Below are 18,709 nucleotides of genomic sequence, written 5' to 3'. Positions count from 1 at the left end.
GGGTAGCTGTGTTTTCTTCCTTTCTTTCTATCCTGTTTCCTTCTCTGACCCGGCAGCTCTTGAAAACCGAGATTCCCGAGGGTAATGTCCGTACTATGTTCATTATTTTCGGGGTAATGTTGCTCATTTATATCCTGCAGGCTGTCTGCCAGTATATCAGGGTTACCTGGGGACATATCCTGGGAGTCCAGATGGAAAACGACATGCGTAGCGAATTGTTCTCGCATCTGCAGAAACTTTCCTTCGGGTATTTTGACAAGACGAAGACCGGTCATGTGATGAGCAGGATTACCAATGACTTGTTCCAGATAACCGAGACAGCCCACCACGCACCGGAAGACCTGTTGATCAGTCTGGCGACAATCCTCGGTTCCTATATCATTATGTTTTCCTATAATGTCTCCCTTTCTTTGGTTTCCCTGATCCCCTTGCCGATCATGGTGTTCTATGGGGTCCATTACGGCCTGAAAATGAAACAGACCTTCAGGGAAGTCAGGCGAACGGTCGCTGATGTGAACAGCACCGTGGAAAATTCCCTGCAAGGTATACGTGAAGTCAAGTCCTTCAGCAGGGAAGAGTACCAGTCCAAGAAATTCGATAATGTCAACAACGTATTGCGCGATAGCAAAATGCAACAGTATAAGGTCATGGGAAGTTATCACTCCATACTCGGACTTTTCAGAGACCTGTACTATTTTTGCACCATCGCTGGCGGGGCCTTGCTGATTCTCCTGGGAAAAGTCCAAGCGTATGATTTGGTTGCCTTTATCCTCTATGTCGGGGTAGTCCTTCCCCCTATCGACCGTTTGATTAACTTTACCGAACAGTTGCAACAGGGTATGGCTTCCTTCGAGCGGTTTACCCAGGTAATGGATGAGCAGCCTTCCATCACAGACAAGAAAAATGCCGTTCCCCTGGTCGTTACAGAGGGAAATGTTACCTATGACCAGGTTACCTTCCAGTATGAAAGCTCTGTCGAGACAATCCTTGATGATATCTGCCTTACGATCAAAGGAGGCTCTACAGTTGCCTTGGTCGGGGAATCAGGGGCCGGAAAGAGTACCTTTGCATCACTTATTCCCCGATTCTACGAGGCTGCTTCTGGTAAAGTACTTATCGATGGGCAGGATGTGGCAGATGTACGACAAAGCTCCTTGCACCAGAATATTGGCTTTGTGCAGCAGAACGTGTTTCTTTTCGATGACACCATCAGGGAAAACCTCCGCTACGGAAAGGTAGATGCTTCCGATTCCGAAATGTATGCTGCCCTTGATGCCGCAAACCTCGGTTCATTCGTCAGGAGTCTCCCTGATGGGCTGGATACCCAGGTAGGTGAGCGTGGGACTTTGCTCTCGGGTGGCCAGAAGCAACGCATTTCTATAGCAAGGGTCTTTCTGAAAAACCCTCCGATACTTATCTTTGATGAAGCGACAAGCAGTCTCGACAGTGAAAGCGAGGAATTGATTACCGAAGCTTTCAGCAGGCTTTCCCATGGGAGGACCGCAATCGTAATTGCGCATCGGCTCACAACGGTAAAGAATGCTGATTGTATTTTTGTCCTTGATAAAGGTAAACTAATTGAGGAAGGGACGCATACCGAGCTTTTGGCCAAAGGTGGCCAGTATGCAAAACTTTATAGCAAGCAAGATTTTTCGTAATCGAGGAAGTGTATGCATTATATCCGAATGGCAATAGCCTACCTGTTCGTAATACCATTGTTAATTCTTTCAACGATATATGCCTTTGTTCCAGCTGGAATTCTCAAGGTCTTCAAGGCTGACAAGAGTGCCGAACGCTGGCTGCGGATCTGTGGGCATGGAATATCACAGTTCAGCCTGTTTATGCTTGGGGTGTCGGTTTCTGTAGACGGAAGGGAAAATCTCCCCTCCGAGAAGAATGTTTGTTTTGTAGCCAATCATCACAGTATGTTGGACATTATCGCATTTGTCGGTCCTGCAAATCTTTGGGCCTGTATCATTGCAAAGGCGGAACTGAGAAAAGTTCCCATTGTGAATTTCTGGTGCATGGCGATTGGATGCATCTTCATTGATCGGAATAGCCCCCATTCAGCCGTCAAGGCAATCCTTGCAGGGGTGCAGAAACTCAAGCAAGGTAAACCGATGCTCATATTCCCCGAAGGGACTAGGAGTAAAACAGGCCAAATCGGTGAAATGAAGGCAGGAAGCCTGAAACTTGCAACCCGTGCGAAAGCTATCATCGTTCCTTTGACCATACAGGGAACCCGGGATGGCTTGGAAACTATCCATGGGTTCAAACGGGTCCATGCCAGGCTGTCAATCGGTAAACCGATTTCAACCGCAAATCTTACCCCTGAGGAACTGGAGACACTTCCCCAAGTTGTCTATGGTGAAATATCCAGGCGGCATGACGAACTTCTCCAACTCAGTTAGGCTCGCCAATGAATGACACTGCCATCGTCAAGGACCTCAGTTTTACCTACCGTTCCTGGACAGGGAAACCAAACAGACCGGTTCTCGAACACCTTGATTGTACCTTCCCGAAAAATAGTAAAACCTTGTTGCTTGCCCCTTTTGATGGGGGTAAAAGTACGTTTGCCCGTATTTTGAGCGATGTATGCCCCAAATATATCCAAGGTGATCTCCAAGGAAGTGTCACTATATGTGGAAAAGACCTTTCCCTTACTGAGCCGTGGGATTTGCTCCTCGATTGTGGGTACGTATCACAGGACCCACAGGAACAGTTCATTGCTACAAGTGTAGAGGATGAGTTGGCCTTTCCTTTGGAATCCCTCGGCCTTGACAGAAAAACCATAGAGCGAAGGGTCGATGAGGCCCTTGCCCAGTGGGACTTGCTTCCCATGCGAGGTTCGAGTGAACAAGAACTGAGCGGGGGGGAAAGAAAACGGGTGCTGCTTGCAGTGCAACAGGTGATAAACCCTACCTTTTGGATACTGGATGAATCCTTTGATGACCTGGATCTTCGTTGGCGCTCTCTCCTTGCTGAAAAAATCAAGGAAGACAACCACACGGTTTTGGTACTGGCCTCCCGGTATCTTTCACAGTTTGAAGGACTTTTCGATCGATATGCCCTGATCGAGAACGGCAAACTACGTTTTGGTGAAAAACAGGAGATCCTTCAATCCTTTTCCCATCTCTGTGGGGATGATCTGCCGAACCCCCTCGAGGAACAGGTCATTCAAGTCCCTAGACGCCAAACCCTTACCTGTTCCGCCCTGAAAACTACCCGTTCACGGGTGAGTTCCATCGATGAGAAACCTTTTACCCTTGCAGTACCCTCTTTCTCCCTTTCCAGTGGAGACCTCTCTACCTTGGTTGGTCCGAACGGAAGCGGAAAGAGTACGTTCAGCAGGCTTCTCTGCGGCCTCGATGTACCCAGTGAAGGGGAATTTACACTCGACGGCAAAATTGTCTCTGCAAAAACCCTCAACAGGACAGTTGGCTATCTGTTTCAAAACCCTGACCTGCAGATATTTCTCCCAACCGTACGCGAAGAGCTTTCCTGGTCATTGAAACGCCGGAAAAACCTTTCTGCCGCCGAAATCGAAAAAATGGTGAGTGACTGTGCGATTCTTTTTGACCTTGAACTGGAGGATACCCCCTCGACAATGAGTTATCCCTTGAGAAAGGCACTCCAGGCCGCGGTCTATTACCTTCTGGACCGACCTTTCTACATTCTCGATGAACTGGATAATGCCCTTACCTATGCTACGGCCCTTAAGATAATTACCCGGTTACGTCGTAACGGTGCCGGCATCCTCTTGATAACCCATGACCAGAATTTTGCATCCTTGGTCTCCCGTACTACCTTTGCCATTACAGATGGAAAGCTGGGGTGCCAATGACAACCAATACGTTTGTTGCCGGAAATTCATTTCTCTATCGTTTTGATCCACGTGCGAAGGTCCTGCTGCTGGTTTTGTTCTGTGTCTGGTTCTTTCTTCCAGTCACCCTGACAGGACTCTATGGGGTGGTTTTTCTGATAATCGTAGTGGGAACCATAAATACCGGGCTTGAGCAAAGCTGGAAAACCTTCCTGTCTATTCTTCCTATGCTGGTTTTCATGGTTTTATTCATCCCCTTCAATGTGCGTTCCGGCCAGAGCCTTATATCTTTCGGATCGTTTGTTTTTGTGACGAAGGAAGGGCTTTTGCAGGCGACCAGGCTTGCCGGCCGTTTTATAGGCATTACCTATGTCTGTACCCTGCTATTTGCCACCACACGGATGAACGAAGTCATGCTTGCCTTGCGATGGTACAGGCTTCCCTATAAAGCTTCGCTGGTCATAACACTTGCCTTTACCTACATACCCTTCATCGCAGATAGTTTCATACAGATTGCCGATTCCCATCGGTTGCGTGAGGCAGGGGAGGGAGAAGGGAAAAAGAATATTTTCTCAAGGCTTTCAAACTTGGTACCAACCCTTACCAGCGCCCTGGTTGTCGCCCTGCGCTCGATTCCGAACCTTGCCATGAGCCTGGAGCAACGTGGCTTTGGCAGAAGCGAAAAACGAAGCAGTTACCATTCCCTTGAATCGTATAGGCATACCTTTACCCAATTTGTTGTTTCAGTTATCATTCCCTTGATTCTCTGGTATATCTGTAAAATCCAGTAGTATTGAGGGTATAAACTTGCAAGAAAAGAAAAATGCACTGAAAGTTGCTGTTGTGGCGGTCTTGACCGCAGTGGTTGTGGTTTTTACCATGATTGTTCGTATTCCTACGGCAAAAGGATATCTTAATCTTTGTGATGTAGCTATTTGCTTTATTGCCTTTACCTTTGGGCCCTGGACGGCTTTCATCGCCGGTGGTCTTGGAACCGCCATTGCCGATTTGATCAGTGGGTATGCCCAGTGGGCTCCGATTTCTTTCGTGGTCCATGGAGTCGAAGGGTTTTTGGTTGCTCTCATCGTGAGGCAAGAATCTGATAAAGCCATTCCGGCCGTCAAGAAACTGCTTGCAGGAATCGTATGTGTCGCAACGGTAACGCTTGGTTATTTCGTACTTTCAGGAATCTTTATCAGCGGTTTCAGCGTAGCGGCTGCTGAGGTCCCCGGAAACATTGCCCAGAGTGGGGTTGGTGTCGTTTTGGGTTTGGCGGTTTCCTATGCTGTACAGAGAGCCTATCCACCTGTTCGTGGCTTGGCTTGGTAAATAAATTCAGGAGTATCAGGTATACTCCCCGTAATACTAGATTATTCAGGAGCATTCAATGCAAAAGTTCTCCCATGACACTGTAGTCGTACTTGATTTTGGTGCCCAGTACAGCCAGCTCATCGCCCGGCGCGTACGAGAGTTGCACGTATACAGTCAAATTGTCCCCTATACCATCAGTGCCGAGGAACTGAAACAGATGCAACCCAAAGGCATCATCTTTTCCGGTGGCCCTGCCAGCGTGAGTGCAGAAGGGTCTCCCCGCCCTGATGCCGCCATCTATGACCTCGGAATTCCCATTCTGGGGATCTGTTATGGCCTGCAGGTCTTGAGCGTGCAGAATGGTGGCTCGGTGCAGAGACCCGAGAAACGGGAATACGGTTTTGCCGATCTCCAGCTTCTTGGAAAAGATTCTGTCCTACTTAGGGGAATCAGTGAGAATTCAAGGGTCTGGATGAGCCATGGTGATTCGGTCATGTCTATTCCTGCAGGGTTCGAAACCACCGGCAGCACCTTCAACTGTCCCTATACAGTAATAGAAAATGCAGGTAAGCAGTTCTATGGGGTCCAGTTTCACCCAGAGGTAGTCCATAGTGCTCAAGGGAAACAAATCCTTTCCAACTTTGTACTTACTGTGTGTAAAGCTGCCACCGACTGGGATATGGGTTCCTTTGTAAACACAGCGATCGAAGATATTCGTTCAAAGGTCGGTGACAAACAGGTTCTCTGCGGACTTTCCGGTGGCGTAGACTCTGCTGTTGCCGCTGTGTTGATCCATCGGGCGATAGGCGACCAGCTGGTCTGCGTATTTGTCAATAACGGTTTGCTTCGGAAAGGTGAAGCCGAGATGGTCCAGAAAGTGTTCCGCGACAATTACAATATCAGATTGCAGTATGCCGATGCCGAGCAGGCATTCCTTTCCGCTCTCCATGGTGTTTCTGAACCTGAGGCAAAGCGCAAGATCATTGGCAAGCTGTTTGTCGACACCTTCTACAACGAAGCAAGGAACGCAGGTGAAATTTCTTTTCTGGCACAGGGGACACTCTATCCGGATGTAATCGAGAGCAAGAGCCCTTCAGGAGGGCCTTCTGCAACGATAAAAAGCCACCATAACGTAGGTGGTTTGCCTGAAGACTTGAAATGGGAACTTCTCGAACCGTTACGTGAACTGTTCAAGGATGAAGTAAGGCAACTCGGAAGGGAGCTGGGGCTTCCCGAGGAAATGGTTACCCGTCATCCGTTCCCCGGTCCCGGGCTTGGCGTTCGCTGTGTCGGGGAAATCACCAAGGAACGTCTCGATACCCTTCGTGATGTCGATGCAATTTTTATCGATGAGATCAGGAAGGCAGGCCTCTATGACGATATCTGGCAGGCCTTGGCCTGTTTGCTTCCCGTCAAGAGTGTCGGGGTCCAGGGCGATGAACGCACCTATGAGGAAGTATGTTCCCTAAGGGCTGTTACGAGCGAGGATGCAATGACTGCTGACTGGTTCAGGTTCCCCCCTGAAGTTCTGCAGAGAGCTTCAAGCAGGATCTGCAATGAGGTCAGTGGGGTAAACCGTGTCCTCTACGATATCACGAGCAAACCCCCGGGGACTATTGAGTGGGAATAAGATTACAAAGCAGCCTCACCTTGTGGGGCTGTTCTCTTTTGGTTCTATGACCTGGTTTCCTCTGTTTCAACGAGGACTGGGTCTTTTTTTACATAGAGCGGTTTGAGTTTCTTTGTGTATTCTTGTTTGAAAAAGAATAGAGATAGAAAAAAGGATGATGACTCTGCAATGATAAAGGAAAACCAGATTGCATCGAGGCCAAAGAATTTACCAAGAAAGTAAGCAGAGGGAAGAAGGAAAACCATTTGTCTTGTGATGGAAATAATCATACTGATATATCCGTCCCCGGTTGCCTGGAAAAGTGCTCCAAGCACAATGCAGATACCGGCACTGAGAAAGCAGAGGCTTATCCTTGGCAAGGCAACTATCCCGATTGCCAGCATTTCGGGTGAGGCATTGAACCAACTCAATAGCACATGGGGGAAGGCCAGGAAAATAAACATCCCGATAGCCATGATTGAAACGGAAATGGAAATTCCGACTTTCAGTGCCTCCATGATTCTCTTTGGTTGCTTTGCCCCGTAATTGAACCCAATGACAGGGATCATGCCGGAGTTCAGCCCGAATACCGGCATGAAGATAAAGGACTGCACCTTGAAATAGATTCCGAAGACCGCTACTGCCGATATGCCATAGCCTATAATGATCTTATTGAGGCTTGTTACCATAAGGGTCCCTATCGCTTGCATGATGATCGTGGGAATACCGACTGCATATATGGCTAAGACGATTTTTTTCTCTAGCTTGAAGAATCTTGCCTGTATCTGGACTTCCGTGTTTCGCCTTACATAATAGATGGCCAGCAAGGCCGAGATATGCTGTGATATGACCGTTGCAATGGCAGCACCGAATATTCCCAAGGCAGGGAACCCAAATAACCCAAAGATCATGATAGGGTCGAGTATGATGTTTGAAATGGCTCCGATGCTCTGGATAATCATGGGATGGATAGTATCGCCGGTTGCTTGGAGGATGCGTTCACAGGTAATGTCGATAAAAATTCCCAAAGAGAAAACAAGGCAAACTGAAATGTACTGGGTTCCCATCTTCAAGAGCGTAGGATTGTCCGTAAACAAGGCAAAGAAGTTTTTGGACAAAGTCAGGCCGAGGATTGCGAAGACGATCCAGCTGAGCAATCCCAATACAATACCGTTGTTTGCAGCCTTTTCTGCTGTTTCGATATTTTTTGCTCCAAGACTGCGCGAGAGCAGCGAGTTGATTCCTATGGATGTGCCTATCGCAACAGCTATGACCAGGTTCTGGATGGGGAAGGCCAGGGATACTGCGGTCAAAGCCTCTTCGCTTACCCTTGCTACGAACATGCTGTCAACAATGTTATATAAAGCCTGTATAAGCATGCTGATCATGATGGGTATGGACATCGAGAGGACTAGTCTGGGGACAGGGAGAATTCCCATTTTGTTTTCTTGTTTCTGTAGCACAGGTATTCCTTTCATCAATGCATGATGACAGTAACGTCATAGCATAACCAAAAATATATGTAAAGGAACATTGGACCTCTATCGGGTAGTTGGGAGAGTCTCTTTTTGATAAGCGAACATAGTCTGATGCGCATTCTCTTGCACAAGTACCTACTGTTCAATACAATACCAGACAGTAAAACAATAAACCCCCAGTGAGGTATCCCCCCATGATAGTATGTAAATTTGGCGGAAGCTCGGTTGCGGATGCAACGCAGATACGGAAAGTGAAGTCGATTGTCGATGCTGATCCTGAAAGACAAGTCGTCGTGGTATCTGCTCCAGGTCGCAGAAGCAAAGATGACGAGAAGGTCACCGATATGCTGTATGCCTGTAATGCCTTGGTCCAGCAAGGGCTTTCCTGCCGCTCCCTTTTCAAGAAGGTGGCTTCGCGCTATACCGATATTCTTGCAGACTTGGGGATGGATGAAAAACCCTTCCTCCCGGTATTGGAAGAAGTCAGGCAAATGATCGATGCAGGACATGGTGCAGAGTATTCTGCAAGCCGTGGGGAATATCTTTCAGCCCGTCTGGTCGCAACCTTTTTCGGTTGGAATTTCCTAGATACTGACCCTGCAATCGTCATTAACCATGATGGGACGGTTCATGAATCGACTTGGAAAAACCTTGATTTGGCAATCAAGAAAGGGCAGCATTATATTGTACCGGGTTTTTATGGTGCTGACACTGAAGGAAATGTCAAAACCTTCAGTCGAGGAGGTTCCGATATTACCGGTGCGATTCTTTCGAGGGCGGTAAATGCCTCCATATACGAGAACTGGACGGATGTTTCAGGGGTTTTCTCTGTAGATCCACGCTTGGTTGAAGATGCCAAGGTAGTTGCGACTATGTCCTACCGTGAGGTAAGGGAGCTCGCAGGGGTAGGTGCTGGGGTTTTCCATGAAGAAGCCATAGCTCCTGTTGTCTCCTGTGGTATTCCTATCAATGTCAAAAATACAAATTTTCCCTTGGACAGGGGAACTGTGATTGTCCCTTCGAGGGAAATCGGTGAAAACCCTCTTGTCGGAATTTCTGCAAAGAATGGATTCAGTAGGGTCCGGCTTAGAAAACTGATGCTTTTTAAGAAATCAGGTATCCGTCACGCCTTGCTGACTATGTTGCATATCTTTGGTATCAGACCGTCCTTCTCCCTTTTTGGGGTCGATAGCATTGTCTGGTTTTTTGAAACCTCCCAGGCTAGCGATAGTGTCGTCAATGCAATGTGCACCCGGTTGAAAAGCGAATTCGCCTTGGATTCTATTGAAGTGGACAAAGGCCATGCCATTGTTGGAGTCGTAGGGAATGGGGTTATGGAAGACAGCAACCTGATTGCAAATTGTGCCACAGCCTTGGCTGAATCGAATATCAAGCTTAATTTCCTTAACTACGGTTCTTCCGATACCTCCCTTCTCATCGGAGTCGATTCAGAAAAAGCGCAAGATGCAGTGAAGAGCCTGTACAAGGCACTTTTCTAGGATTTCTCGCCAGTACATTCTTATAGGAAAGCTGCCTGATGGGCAGCTTTCATTTGCAATAGCATTAGTATCTCAAATGCATGTAGTATTCTGTATAAAAATGGTATACCTGATACTTTTTTACCAGATACGATACCGTCCACCGGCATACAACATGTAATCCTTGAAAGTATTGTATACTTCAAGTCCTGCATAGGTAACAAAATTGGGAGTGAGCATATAATTCAACTCTCCGTTCAATTGCATGTGGAATTTTGGAGAATCAGTGGTATCGAAAACAACTTGCATGCCAGAATCAACCCACCAGTGATAGTTCTGGGGAAGATACCTTGCTCGACCGCCCAATGTTGTCCTAAAAGAAAACCCCTGTGATCCTTGTGAAGAATAGGCTACGCCTATTGATCCGTTTGCTTGGCAATGAAGCCTATTTTCCATGAAGAAGGCAGCATATTCCCCGCTTAGGATTACATCTGTTTTGCTGTAACTGGAACCGGTTTCCAGATGGAATTTTGGTTCTATTGCAAGCTGGGCTTCCCATCCGTACCGTAGGTCGTCGAACCGTGCCCTTTCGAAGGCAAATTCCTGGGATTGGTCTATATATATAAGATTCAGGACTTTATCTGGAACATTCAAAGCCTGGGCAAGGTCCCTGTAATAGGTAGTGAAATTGAGACGATTGTCATCTGAATATCGTGAAAGCCTGTTTTCACGTGTATAGAGGAATTCTGCTGCAGTTCGTATGGTTTGTTCAGTAAGGGGAATGGCAAGGTATTTGAACATTAATTCGATTTGCTTCAGCGTTGTAATAGAGTAACTCCTTCCTATGCCAATTGCTCCTTTTGGATCCAAATCAAGAACTGTGGTTACTGTATTTGATGAGAGGTTTGTATTGAGGCGAGCATGTAAGGAAAAATCATAGAACCCTAGGTATTCCTGCAGGTTAAGGGTATAGCTTTTATATGACCCGGTCCCCTCGAAATATAGATTGGATAGGGTATCTGAAAGTGTCAGGTTAGCTACGGTATCGATTGCAAGAGAATCGTCAAGTGTTTGCTTCCCATATACATATGTGGCCTGGACCCCTGTTGCGATGGAAAGGTCAAATGGGTCGAATCCCATGTTGATTTCTACTACATCATCAATTTTGTCGCTGATAACAGGACTTCCCAGCCCCCCATTGAAGAACAAACGGCTAGAAGTCTGGGGAACGATCAATGTATAGAGGTTTTCAACAGGCCCGGCGACCAGTGCCGATGTGATAAAAAGCGAAAAAATGAAAAGAATTATCAGTGATTTTCTCATTTGTTACTCCATTTTTCCTTTTACAGGTCAATGACACCTAAGAAATTCATGCCCGATATGGTGAATGTAGGAAGAAGGGACTTCTGAAATATATCATCAACCCTGTGAAACTATGCAGTCAATAGAGACCTCCTCCTTTATGGTAGGGAATCGGCAATAAAAAAACCGGCCCATTTCTGGACCGGCGAATTACTTGTCTGCTGGTTATTTCTTTGCAGCTTTCTTTGAAGAATTGATTACCGCTTCGGTTTCAAGGTCAAAGAATTTTGCTTTTGCAATATCCGGGATCAAGGAGATCTTGGTATCGACTGCAATAGTAATATTCGGGTCGATCTTTCCGATTACCTGGCTCTTGGTTGTTGCAACATAGACATGGGTCTCGGAACCGAGGGGTTCGACAACACTTACATGGCCGTCAATGGTCTCACCATCTTTTGGAGTATGGCTGAAAGTTACATCCTCAGGGCGAATACCAAAGGTAACACTCTTGCCTACATAAGGTGTCAAGAACTTTTTCTGCTCTGCATTGACCTTGAGGCGGAAAGAACCTTCATTGACATAGATATCGGTACCATCTGCTTCTACAGCGGTTTCCAGGAAGTTCATTGGTGGGGAACCGATGAATCCGGCAACAAACTTGTTGTTAGGCTCGTTGTACAACGGAAGAGGTCCACCAATCTGCTGGATTACACCAAACTTCATGACAACAATCTGGGTAGCCATGGTAAGTGCTTCAACCTGGTCATGGGTGACGTAAATCATGGTTGCCTTAAGACGATTATGCAATGAGGAAATCTCTGCACGCATCTGGACACGGAGCTTTGCATCCAAGTTGGAGAGAGGTTCGTCAAAAAGGAATACCTTTGGTTTTCTGACGATTGCACGGCCTACGGCTACACGCTGTCTCTGTCCACCAGAAAGAGCTTTTGGCTTTCTGTCGAGCAATTCTTCAATTTCCAGGATTTTTGCAGCTTCGCGAACGCGCTGATCAATTTCTTCCTTGGGGAATTTGCGGATTTTCAGACCGAATGCCATGTTATCATATACGGTCATATGCGGATACAGAGCATAGTTCTGGAATACCATTGCTATGTCCCTGTCTTTCGGGGGAACGTCGTTTACAAGATTCCCATCAATGTACAATTCGCCGCTGGTGATGTCTTCCAAACCAGCGATCATGCGGAGAGTTGTGGATTTTCCACAACCTGAAGGACCGACCAAGACTACAAAGTCCCGATCTTTAACGTCGATGTTTACATTGTCGACGGCCTTCACTCCACCTTCGTACACCTTGCAAATGTTTTTCAGTTGTACTGTGGCCATGATGCCTCCAAATTATTTTATCTGAGCGTAAGTGTAACCCTACATAAAGGAGCTGTCAAACCAAATATGGCTTTTTTGCTTTTTCACCGTCAAAAACTGTTGTCTAAAAGCTTTCTGAATGCTATTTACAAATAAAGCTGTCTTGTGCTATTATCTTGCAAGATGCGCCAGTCGCACAATGGTTAGTGCTCGTGCTTCCCAAGCATGTGACGAGGGTTCGATTCCCTTCTGGCGCTCGATCAACCCCCAATCCGTATTAAGCGGAATGGGGGTTTCCTTTTCTTTAGGCTTTGTAGGGGACGATTCTCTTTGGATCCAAAACCCTGAAGGTGAAAGACTCGGTAGCGAATAACCGTACCTCTTTTGAGTCATGCATTTCATATCCGAGGGCAAAGTCCTGTCCTATGGTCATCTCAATCGAGGGATCGTCAAAGGGAATGAGTAGTGCACCTTCCAAAGTCAGGGCATGGACAACCTTTCCCCCAAGCAGTCTTTCTACCCTTTCGATAAGAGGGAGGCCTGCAACGTCCTTGTGCAGCGAAATCCAGGTTTTCGTACCGACAATGAGAGCGTAGGGGCTCGTGGCGAAATGTTGCTTGAGAATAATTATTCCCTCGGTCAAGGCTGCCAGGGTTTCTTGTGCCGTGTTTCCCAGTACAAGGGTTTTATTGGTGGAAGCCTGCCGCAAACCTTTTATTCCCCCGAGCTCATAACCCTCGAAGAGAGCCTTTTCCTCGAATTCGGCTAGATTGGCAATGGCTTTGTCCAAACCTCCGAAGTCGATATCCTTTGCACCCCTGTCCAGATTGTCGATTTCCCAGCGGTTGAGCGAAAACTGTACACGTGCCTCTACAAGGGGTTTGACCATGTAGAAACCTGCCTTTACTTCCCCATCATCGCACAGCTTTAGGCGTCCTTCGCTGACTGCAGTATAATCAATTCCTTTCGGCCCCAATACTTTTACGACCTTTCTTGCGGTGAGATGCGTCAGTAATATTTCCTTTGCCCTGTTTTCTATTTCTTTCCATCCTTGCAGAGATAAAGGAGCCAATTCCCTTTTGAACATATCCATGTCAAATTCCTCCTCGTTATGCCTGTTCTGATTTCAACGTCCCGATACCCAAAGAAGGTGAAAGCGATGTATCTGCTTTTTGGTCGGTCTCTGCCTCCAGCAGGGAACCTGAACGGAACAAAAAGGTTTTTAGGTTTTTGTCCCAGCCTTCCATGTTGCGCCTGAGCCATTCCAGATGCATAGTGGCATGTTCGATTTCTTCATCCCTGTTATGGGCCATAACCTCTTTCAGCTCTTGGTCCTTGCAGGTGTTTACCCGTTGGTTGTACCAATCCACAGCCTCGATTTCTTCTTTGAGACTGGTAATGGCCCTGGAAATATCCTTGGTTTTTTCATCCAAGGCATCATACGGTTCAACGTAAGCCATAGGTTTCCCCCTCATATACCTGACTATTTACATAATCGTCCCTCGGCCTTTCAGTATATATGCTCCCTTGTCGGAAATAAAGGGTCAAGGATTTCTATGTGTATCTATAAAAAAGGGTTAGATTCAATTCTGTTGGAAATGATTGCAGCAACCCAGTGGGTATAAAGAATTTGTCCTATCTTTGGTTTCATGCAGCAGTTCCTTGTATTGGATTTGTGCTTCCGTTGAATACATTGTGTATGAATTAAAACTGAATAAAATGGCTTTAAGAGATATTAGTGTACTGAATGATTATATTAAATGTAAAAAAATTTGTATTGTAAGGGTATGTTACTAGTGCTCTTTGCCAAATAGCGTAGTATACTCAAACGGTAGCAACTCCCGAACTTGCACTAACGGAGGAATACTGATGGCTTTAAAATTTCAGGCAGTTTTCACGCGTCTTCAAATGAAGATTATTGGCGGGGAATGGGGCGATGGCTCACAAATACCAACCGAAATGGAATTATGCACGCAGTACGGGGTCTCCAGGGTCACGATACGCAGGGCCCTCAAGGGTTTGGTATCCAATGGATATATAGCAAGGACAAGGGGAAAAGGGTCTTTTGTGCTTTCCCAACGCGAGCTCATAGGAGCCTCTGAGGTAAAATCACATCCAGATTTTCCCCAGGTTGCCAATGCATATCAATATAAGATTTTGCTGAGTGAAAAAATTGCGGCATCCCCAACTGACAATAAACTGATAGGCCTGCTATCAGGCTCAACTTGGCCTATGCTCTGGCATTTCAAGGTCCTTGGGGCGAAAAACGGAATTCCCGCAGTACTCAGTGATTATTATGTTTGCGAACGGTTCAAAGATGTGTATCCCTTGGGACAACCTTGCTTGTCAATCTCTTTTTTTGAATCGATGTACCAAGTATATGGTCAGAAGTGCCATTTCAGGAGAGGAGCTGTAGCAGCGGTTGTTTCGAACGAAGAGATTTGCGAGGTTTTGCAGACTAAACCCGGTTCTGCAAATCTCTGGTGTCGTGGGATCTGTGTCCTTGAGGATGGTACGGTTATCGGAAGGTGTACGAATATTTTTAACGGTTCCCTCTACGAATTTGCAGTGGAAAATGACATAGAAGCGGCTTTCTAGGCATAATGGAAAAAACGTATATCCTTTGCAGGGAACCTTTCCCCACCTGTAGGTAATTTGCTTTTTCGTTGCTTTTTTCTGACAATTGGAGTATACGTGTAAACATAGAAATATAGCTATCTACGTTTACAAGGTTCTGATTTGGAGAAAACTGCCATGGAGAGGACAATTGTTGCAATGTTGCATGAGGCGGCAAATAAATATGCCGGACGCGCTTATACCAATGTAAAAACCGATCAGGGGTGGGAAGCCTGTTCTTTTGTTCAGGCTGATGAAATTTCCGACCAAGTCGCAGCTTTGCTTCTTTCCCGCGGAATGAAGAGCGAGCAGACTATCGGTATCCTTAGTGAAGGGAAAACCCAATGGGTAACCTTCGAGCTGGGTGTAATCAAAGCCAGGGGTATCAGTGTTCCCCTTTCCATAAAGTTAACTCCCGAGGAAATTGCCTTTAGGGTAAACCACAGCGAAGCTGTAGCGCTTGCCGTGAGTAGCAATACCCTCGCAAATACGGCCAAGGCAATGCCCATGTTTGACCATAAGGTGCTTTTTGTGTATTTAGATGAGATGGACGATCGCCTAAAAGCCCAAGCTGAGGAATCAGGGTGGAAAGAAGGCGAGGATTTCTTATCCTGGGGTGCTTTGCTTTCGTTGGGTAAGAAAGCCCTTGAAAAGCAGAACGATCTGGTCAAGAAAGTAGAAGCCAGCATAGAGGAAAACGATACAGTAAATATTTGCTATACCAGTGGGACCACCGGCAACCCGAAGGGCATCATGCTCACCCACCTGAACTATTGGACCAACAGCCACGACGCCGTTGAGCTGTTCAAATTGCCTGACGCCCAGATGGAAACGCTGGTAGTATTACCGGTAGACCATTCCTTTGCCCATACGGTAGGTATCTACACGGCTTTGATCCGCGGAATTACCTTGCATTTTGTTGATGCCCGGGGCTCGAATGCTTCCATTATCCGAAACTTCCCCAAAAACCTTTTGGAGGTGAACCCTCTCTTTTTGATGACGGTTCCTTCCATTACCGGTAATTTTATGAAAAAAATGACCCAGGGGATTCACCAGAAAGGCCCGTTCATCGAAGGGATTTTCAATCGTGGCCTGGAAGCAGGGATCCTGCGCAATGGCGATGGATTTCATAAGGCGAGCAGGGCTGTCCGATTCAAGACCTGGCTTCCCTATACGTTGGCCAATAAGCTGGTGTTCCCGAAGCTGAGGGAAATTTTTGGAAACAGGATGCAGTATTGTGTTGGCGGCGGGGCCTTACTTGAAGCCAAGCAACAGAAATTCTTTGCTGCCATCGGCCTGCCTGTCTATCAAGGCTATGGCCTTACTGAGGCAGCCCCGATTATCAGCAGCAACAGTCCCCTGAGGTACAAGTTCGGTACCAGCGGCATGGTCGCAGCCTCCGAAAAATGTAAAATCATGCTTGATGATACCCATGAAGCAAAAGTAGGGCAACGTGGCGAGTTGGTCATTCAAGGCGACAATGTCATGAAAGGGTATTTCAAGAACCCGACAGCATCGGCTGAGGCCCTCCGTGATGGCTGGCTCTGGACCGGGGATCTCGGGTATTTCGACGAAGATGGTTTTCTCGTCGTTACCGGAAGGGCAAAGGCTTTGCTCATTGCCAAGGACGGAGAGAAGTACAGCCCAGAGGAAGTCGAGGAAGTCATGGTAAATAACCTTGACATTCTCAACCAGTTAATGGTGTACAACGACCACCAGATGATTACCACAGCCCTTGTCACCTTGCAGGATGATGTGGTCAAGCGTTTGCTTGAGGAGAAAGGCTGTAAGGATGCGGAATCTGCCTTGGATGCCATCATTACCGAACTTAGGTCCTATGAGCAATTTGCCAAAGCCATTCCGAATATCTGGTTGCCCTCACGTTTTGCCCTTATCGCAAAACCGTTCAGCGAAGCCGACGGGCTTGTCAACTCGACGATGAAGTTGGTCAGGTACAAGACCGTTGAATTCTACAAAGAGAGAATCGATACCCTGTATGCAGGTGAGCTTGAAAACAGGGAAGAGAACCTGAAGGTCGTGAAAGAGCTCTATTTCTAAGTATTGATTTGTTACCTAAGCATTAATCTTGTAGCACTATTTTTGGCGGGATCAAACTGGTCCCGCTTAATTTTGCTATGGGACAATGGACAAATGTGAATATTTGTGTAACGCTTATGCCATAAGTGAGTTTTATATGTATATAGTTGTTGAATTTATTGATATGTCGGTATACTTCTCTTGAAAAACGACTGAGGGTATAGGATATTTTAAGAGGATTTATACAGATTACCTTGTTTTTGTTTCCCAATAGTTTAAGGAGGGCCTCATGAAAAAAAGATCGCTAGTGCTTCTTCTGTTAGTGTCAATTCTTGCGCTAACGTTCATATCGTGTGACGCGGATATCCGCTCACAGATTGCAGACCTGATGGATAATGTTTCCGGAAATGTATTCTTGGAAAATGGGCTTCTTGAAGCCAATACTGCCGAGGCAGAGGCTGCTGCTGCAGTTGTGGCAGACATCGGAACCGGGGCAGGTACCACAGAAACCAATACCAGTGATGGGACCAATGCTTCTGTCAACGTTGGGACCTTACCTATAAGTGTTCCAAGTTCCGGGGATTTGGTTACGTTGGCACCCCAGGATGCCGATGAACAGGAAGAGTTGGAATCTGACCTTGCCGAGGCTTTCAATTCTCCAACTCAGAGAACCGCTTTGGTCGAAACACTCTCCCAGCCTGCGACTCTTGCCCAGGTGACTGCCGCCACTGGTTCAATTGCTGTTTTCAATGCAACGGTTGCTCAATTACAGACGAGCCTTACAATGTCTACAGCCCTTGGTACCGCGTTGGGTAGATTGAATATCACAGCTCCTACGACGATGACCCAGGCTGATGTGCTGACTATGCAGCTAATGACCAACCTAGTTAACAATGTAGTTACTACCTTGCAAGGTATTGCTACAGGTGGTGATTTGGCTAATCTCGATGATGCTACCCTAGCGGAGAATCAAACCCAAATACTATCTATTGTTGATGATGCTCTCTTTGCAGCCCAGGTGGCAGAAGAACTTTCCGGTGCAGCAAATATCGACTTCTTTGGCCAGGTTGACTTTGGAAGTCTGATTGAGGACCTTACCAAGGGAACAAAGGATATTTCCTTATCTGATACAGGAGCTTATATCCAGACAATCAATAGATTGGCACCGAGGATTATCAGCTTGTTAGGTGGTTCCTTTGCAAATGGTAGCTATACCTTTACAGAACCACAGTACCAGAGTTTCCTCCTTAACCAGCAGATCTACCGCGCAGGCCTTGAACAGGCGCTGGTCTTGATGAGCCGATCAGGGGTTGTCCCCACTGAAGTTGTCTTTGATTCCAGTACCTTGGTTAAATATGTGCTGTCGGTAGCTATCACCGAGTTTGAGGATTTCTATCAGGATAAGAAGACTGCTTCCACGACAGCTACCCCTGCCTCGATTATCGCAGTCTATCTGACTGCTAATCCGAAGTTGATCTCAGGGACCTTGGCAACCACTGATTCCCTAGGAGATTTCGATTCGACAGGACTTGGTTTTGTCATTGAGAATGAGATGCCTGGATACCTTGATTCCCTTGGCTATGATTTCTTTGAGGCTCTGGTGAATAATCTCAAGACAATCAACAGTATCAATAGAATACCCCAGCTGGACGGAGTGTTAGATGATTTGCTTGATACTACCAATGCTAATAATCTACAAGCTTGGTATGACAGTTTGGTAGAGTAGGAGGAA

The 18,709-nt window shown here is 46.6% G+C and carries 15 protein-coding genes and 1 tRNA gene; 11 read left to right on the top strand and 5 right to left on the bottom strand.

The genetic code is table 11. The features are described 5' to 3' along the window. Positions 1-8: 8 nt before the first annotated feature. The 6 genes from SPIGRAPES_RS05830 to guaA are packed head-to-tail and all read left to right on the top strand — an operon-like array spanning position 9 to position 6,764. The gene (locus SPIGRAPES_RS05830) at positions 9-1,658 is read left to right on the top strand and encodes an ABC transporter ATP-binding protein (RefSeq protein WP_245535469.1); all 1,650 of its coding nucleotides are present in this window, start codon (positions 9-11) and stop codon (positions 1,656-1,658) included. A 12-nt stretch (positions 1,659-1,670) separates the two neighbouring features. Further along, a complete protein-coding gene (locus SPIGRAPES_RS05825) occupies positions 1,671-2,411 on the top strand; it encodes a lysophospholipid acyltransferase family protein (RefSeq protein ID WP_014269841.1) in 741 nt (246 codons plus the stop codon). 8 nt (positions 2,412-2,419) lie between these two features. Then, positions 2,420-3,844 (top strand): ATP-binding cassette domain-containing protein, encoded by a 1,425-nt coding sequence (locus SPIGRAPES_RS05820; protein WP_014269840.1) that lies wholly within the window; start codon positions 2,420-2,422, stop codon positions 3,842-3,844. Then, the gene (locus tag SPIGRAPES_RS05815; protein ID WP_014269839.1) at positions 3,841-4,614 is read left to right on the top strand and encodes an energy-coupling factor transporter transmembrane component T family protein; all 774 of its coding nucleotides are present in this window, start codon (positions 3,841-3,843) and stop codon (positions 4,612-4,614) included. The genes SPIGRAPES_RS05820 and SPIGRAPES_RS05815 overlap by 4 nt, the downstream gene beginning before the upstream one ends. Positions 4,615-4,630: 16 nt before the next feature. Continuing rightward, complete coding sequence (locus SPIGRAPES_RS05810; RefSeq protein ID WP_014269838.1) at positions 4,631-5,152, top strand: ECF transporter S component; 522 nt, start codon at positions 4,631-4,633, stop codon at positions 5,150-5,152. Between the two features lie 58 nt (positions 5,153-5,210). Then, positions 5,211-6,764 (top strand): glutamine-hydrolyzing GMP synthase, encoded by a 1,554-nt coding sequence (guaA, locus tag SPIGRAPES_RS05805; RefSeq protein WP_014269837.1) that lies wholly within the window; start codon positions 5,211-5,213, stop codon positions 6,762-6,764. Positions 6,765-6,808: 44 nt separating this feature from the next. Here the strand turns inward: guaA and SPIGRAPES_RS05800 are convergent, their stop codons facing one another. Further along, positions 6,809-8,206, bottom strand: coding sequence for an MATE family efflux transporter (locus tag SPIGRAPES_RS05800; protein ID WP_014269836.1), 1,398 nt, complete (start codon positions 8,204-8,206; stop codon positions 6,809-6,811). 209 nt (positions 8,207-8,415) lie between these two features. Between SPIGRAPES_RS05800 and SPIGRAPES_RS05795 the strand changes: the two genes are divergently transcribed. Further along, a complete protein-coding gene (locus SPIGRAPES_RS05795; protein ID WP_014269835.1) occupies positions 8,416-9,720 on the top strand; it encodes an aspartate kinase in 1,305 nt (434 codons plus the stop codon). Between the two features lie 120 nt (positions 9,721-9,840). On the opposite strand, the gene SPIGRAPES_RS05790 is transcribed toward SPIGRAPES_RS05795, so the two are convergent. Next, positions 9,841-11,022 carry a hypothetical protein gene (locus tag SPIGRAPES_RS05790; RefSeq protein WP_014269834.1) on the bottom strand — a complete coding sequence of 394 codons (1,182 nt, stop codon included), beginning with the start codon at positions 11,020-11,022 and terminating at the stop codon, positions 9,841-9,843. Between the two features lie 204 nt (positions 11,023-11,226). Further along, the gene (locus SPIGRAPES_RS05785; RefSeq protein ID WP_014269833.1) at positions 11,227-12,345 is read right to left on the bottom strand and encodes an ABC transporter ATP-binding protein; all 1,119 of its coding nucleotides are present in this window, start codon (positions 12,343-12,345) and stop codon (positions 11,227-11,229) included. A 164-nt stretch (positions 12,346-12,509) separates the two neighbouring features. On the opposite strand from SPIGRAPES_RS05785, the gene SPIGRAPES_RS05780 reads away from it, so the two are divergent. Continuing rightward, positions 12,510-12,581, top strand: a tRNA-Gly gene (locus SPIGRAPES_RS05780). 47 nt (positions 12,582-12,628) lie between these two features. On the opposite strand, the gene SPIGRAPES_RS05775 is transcribed toward SPIGRAPES_RS05780, so the two are convergent. Next, on the bottom strand, positions 12,629-13,417 hold the full coding sequence (locus SPIGRAPES_RS05775; RefSeq protein ID WP_014269832.1) for a family 1 encapsulin nanocompartment shell protein: 789 nt from the start codon (positions 13,415-13,417) through the stop codon (positions 12,629-12,631). A 16-nt stretch (positions 13,418-13,433) separates the two neighbouring features. Then, the gene (locus tag SPIGRAPES_RS05770; RefSeq protein WP_014269831.1) at positions 13,434-13,784 is read right to left on the bottom strand and encodes an encapsulin-associated ferritin-like protein; all 351 of its coding nucleotides are present in this window, start codon (positions 13,782-13,784) and stop codon (positions 13,434-13,436) included. A gap of 409 nt (positions 13,785-14,193) precedes the next feature. Here SPIGRAPES_RS05770 and SPIGRAPES_RS05765 point away from each other — a divergent pair, with 409 nt between their 5' ends. From SPIGRAPES_RS05765 to SPIGRAPES_RS05755, 3 genes are all read left to right on the top strand, one after another. Then, a complete protein-coding gene (locus SPIGRAPES_RS05765) occupies positions 14,194-14,922 on the top strand; it encodes a GntR family transcriptional regulator (RefSeq protein WP_014269830.1) in 729 nt (242 codons plus the stop codon). A gap of 156 nt (positions 14,923-15,078) precedes the next feature. Next, complete coding sequence (locus SPIGRAPES_RS05760; RefSeq protein WP_014269829.1) at positions 15,079-16,998, top strand: AMP-dependent synthetase/ligase; 1,920 nt, start codon at positions 15,079-15,081, stop codon at positions 16,996-16,998. 268 nt (positions 16,999-17,266) lie between these two features. Then, complete coding sequence (locus tag SPIGRAPES_RS05755) at positions 17,267-18,703, top strand: hypothetical protein (RefSeq protein ID WP_014269828.1); 1,437 nt, start codon at positions 17,267-17,269, stop codon at positions 18,701-18,703. Positions 18,704-18,709: the final 6 nt, after the last annotated feature.

This window comes from Sphaerochaeta pleomorpha str. Grapes, from assembly GCF_000236685.1.
Lineage (GTDB): Bacteria > Spirochaetota > Spirochaetia > Sphaerochaetales > Sphaerochaetaceae > Sphaerochaeta > Sphaerochaeta pleomorpha.
The sequence above is the reverse complement of the archived record's forward strand: the minus strand, read 5'-3'. Positions and strand labels throughout refer to the sequence as shown.

Excerpts from the sequence above, each read along its gene's own strand:
- SPIGRAPES_RS05825 (WP_014269841.1), top strand. The coding sequence starts at position 1,671 with ATGCATTATATCCGAATGGCAATAGCCTACCTGTTCGTAATACCATTG.
- SPIGRAPES_RS05820 (WP_014269840.1), top strand. The coding sequence starts at position 2,420 with ATGAATGACACTGCCATCGTCAAGGACCTCAGTTTTACCTACCGTTCC.
- SPIGRAPES_RS05815 (WP_014269839.1), top strand. The coding sequence starts at position 3,841 with ATGACAACCAATACGTTTGTTGCCGGAAATTCATTTCTCTATCGTTTT.
- guaA (WP_014269837.1), top strand. The coding sequence starts at position 5,211 with ATGCAAAAGTTCTCCCATGACACTGTAGTCGTACTTGATTTTGGTGCC.
- SPIGRAPES_RS05795 (WP_014269835.1), top strand. The coding sequence starts at position 8,416 with ATGATAGTATGTAAATTTGGCGGAAGCTCGGTTGCGGATGCAACGCAG.
- SPIGRAPES_RS05790 (WP_014269834.1), bottom strand. The coding sequence starts at position 11,022 with ATGAGAAAATCACTGATAATTCTTTTCATTTTTTCGCTTTTTATCACA.
- SPIGRAPES_RS05785 (WP_014269833.1), bottom strand. The coding sequence starts at position 12,345 with ATGGCCACAGTACAACTGAAAAACATTTGCAAGGTGTACGAAGGTGGA.
- SPIGRAPES_RS05775 (WP_014269832.1), bottom strand. The coding sequence starts at position 13,417 with ATGGATATGTTCAAAAGGGAATTGGCTCCTTTATCTCTGCAAGGATGG.
- SPIGRAPES_RS05770 (WP_014269831.1), bottom strand. The coding sequence starts at position 13,784 with ATGGCTTACGTTGAACCGTATGATGCCTTGGATGAAAAAACCAAGGAT.
- SPIGRAPES_RS05765 (WP_014269830.1), top strand. The coding sequence starts at position 14,194 with ATGGCTTTAAAATTTCAGGCAGTTTTCACGCGTCTTCAAATGAAGATT.
- SPIGRAPES_RS05760 (WP_014269829.1), top strand. The coding sequence starts at position 15,079 with ATGGAGAGGACAATTGTTGCAATGTTGCATGAGGCGGCAAATAAATAT.
- SPIGRAPES_RS05755 (WP_014269828.1), top strand. The coding sequence starts at position 17,267 with ATGAAAAAAAGATCGCTAGTGCTTCTTCTGTTAGTGTCAATTCTTGCG.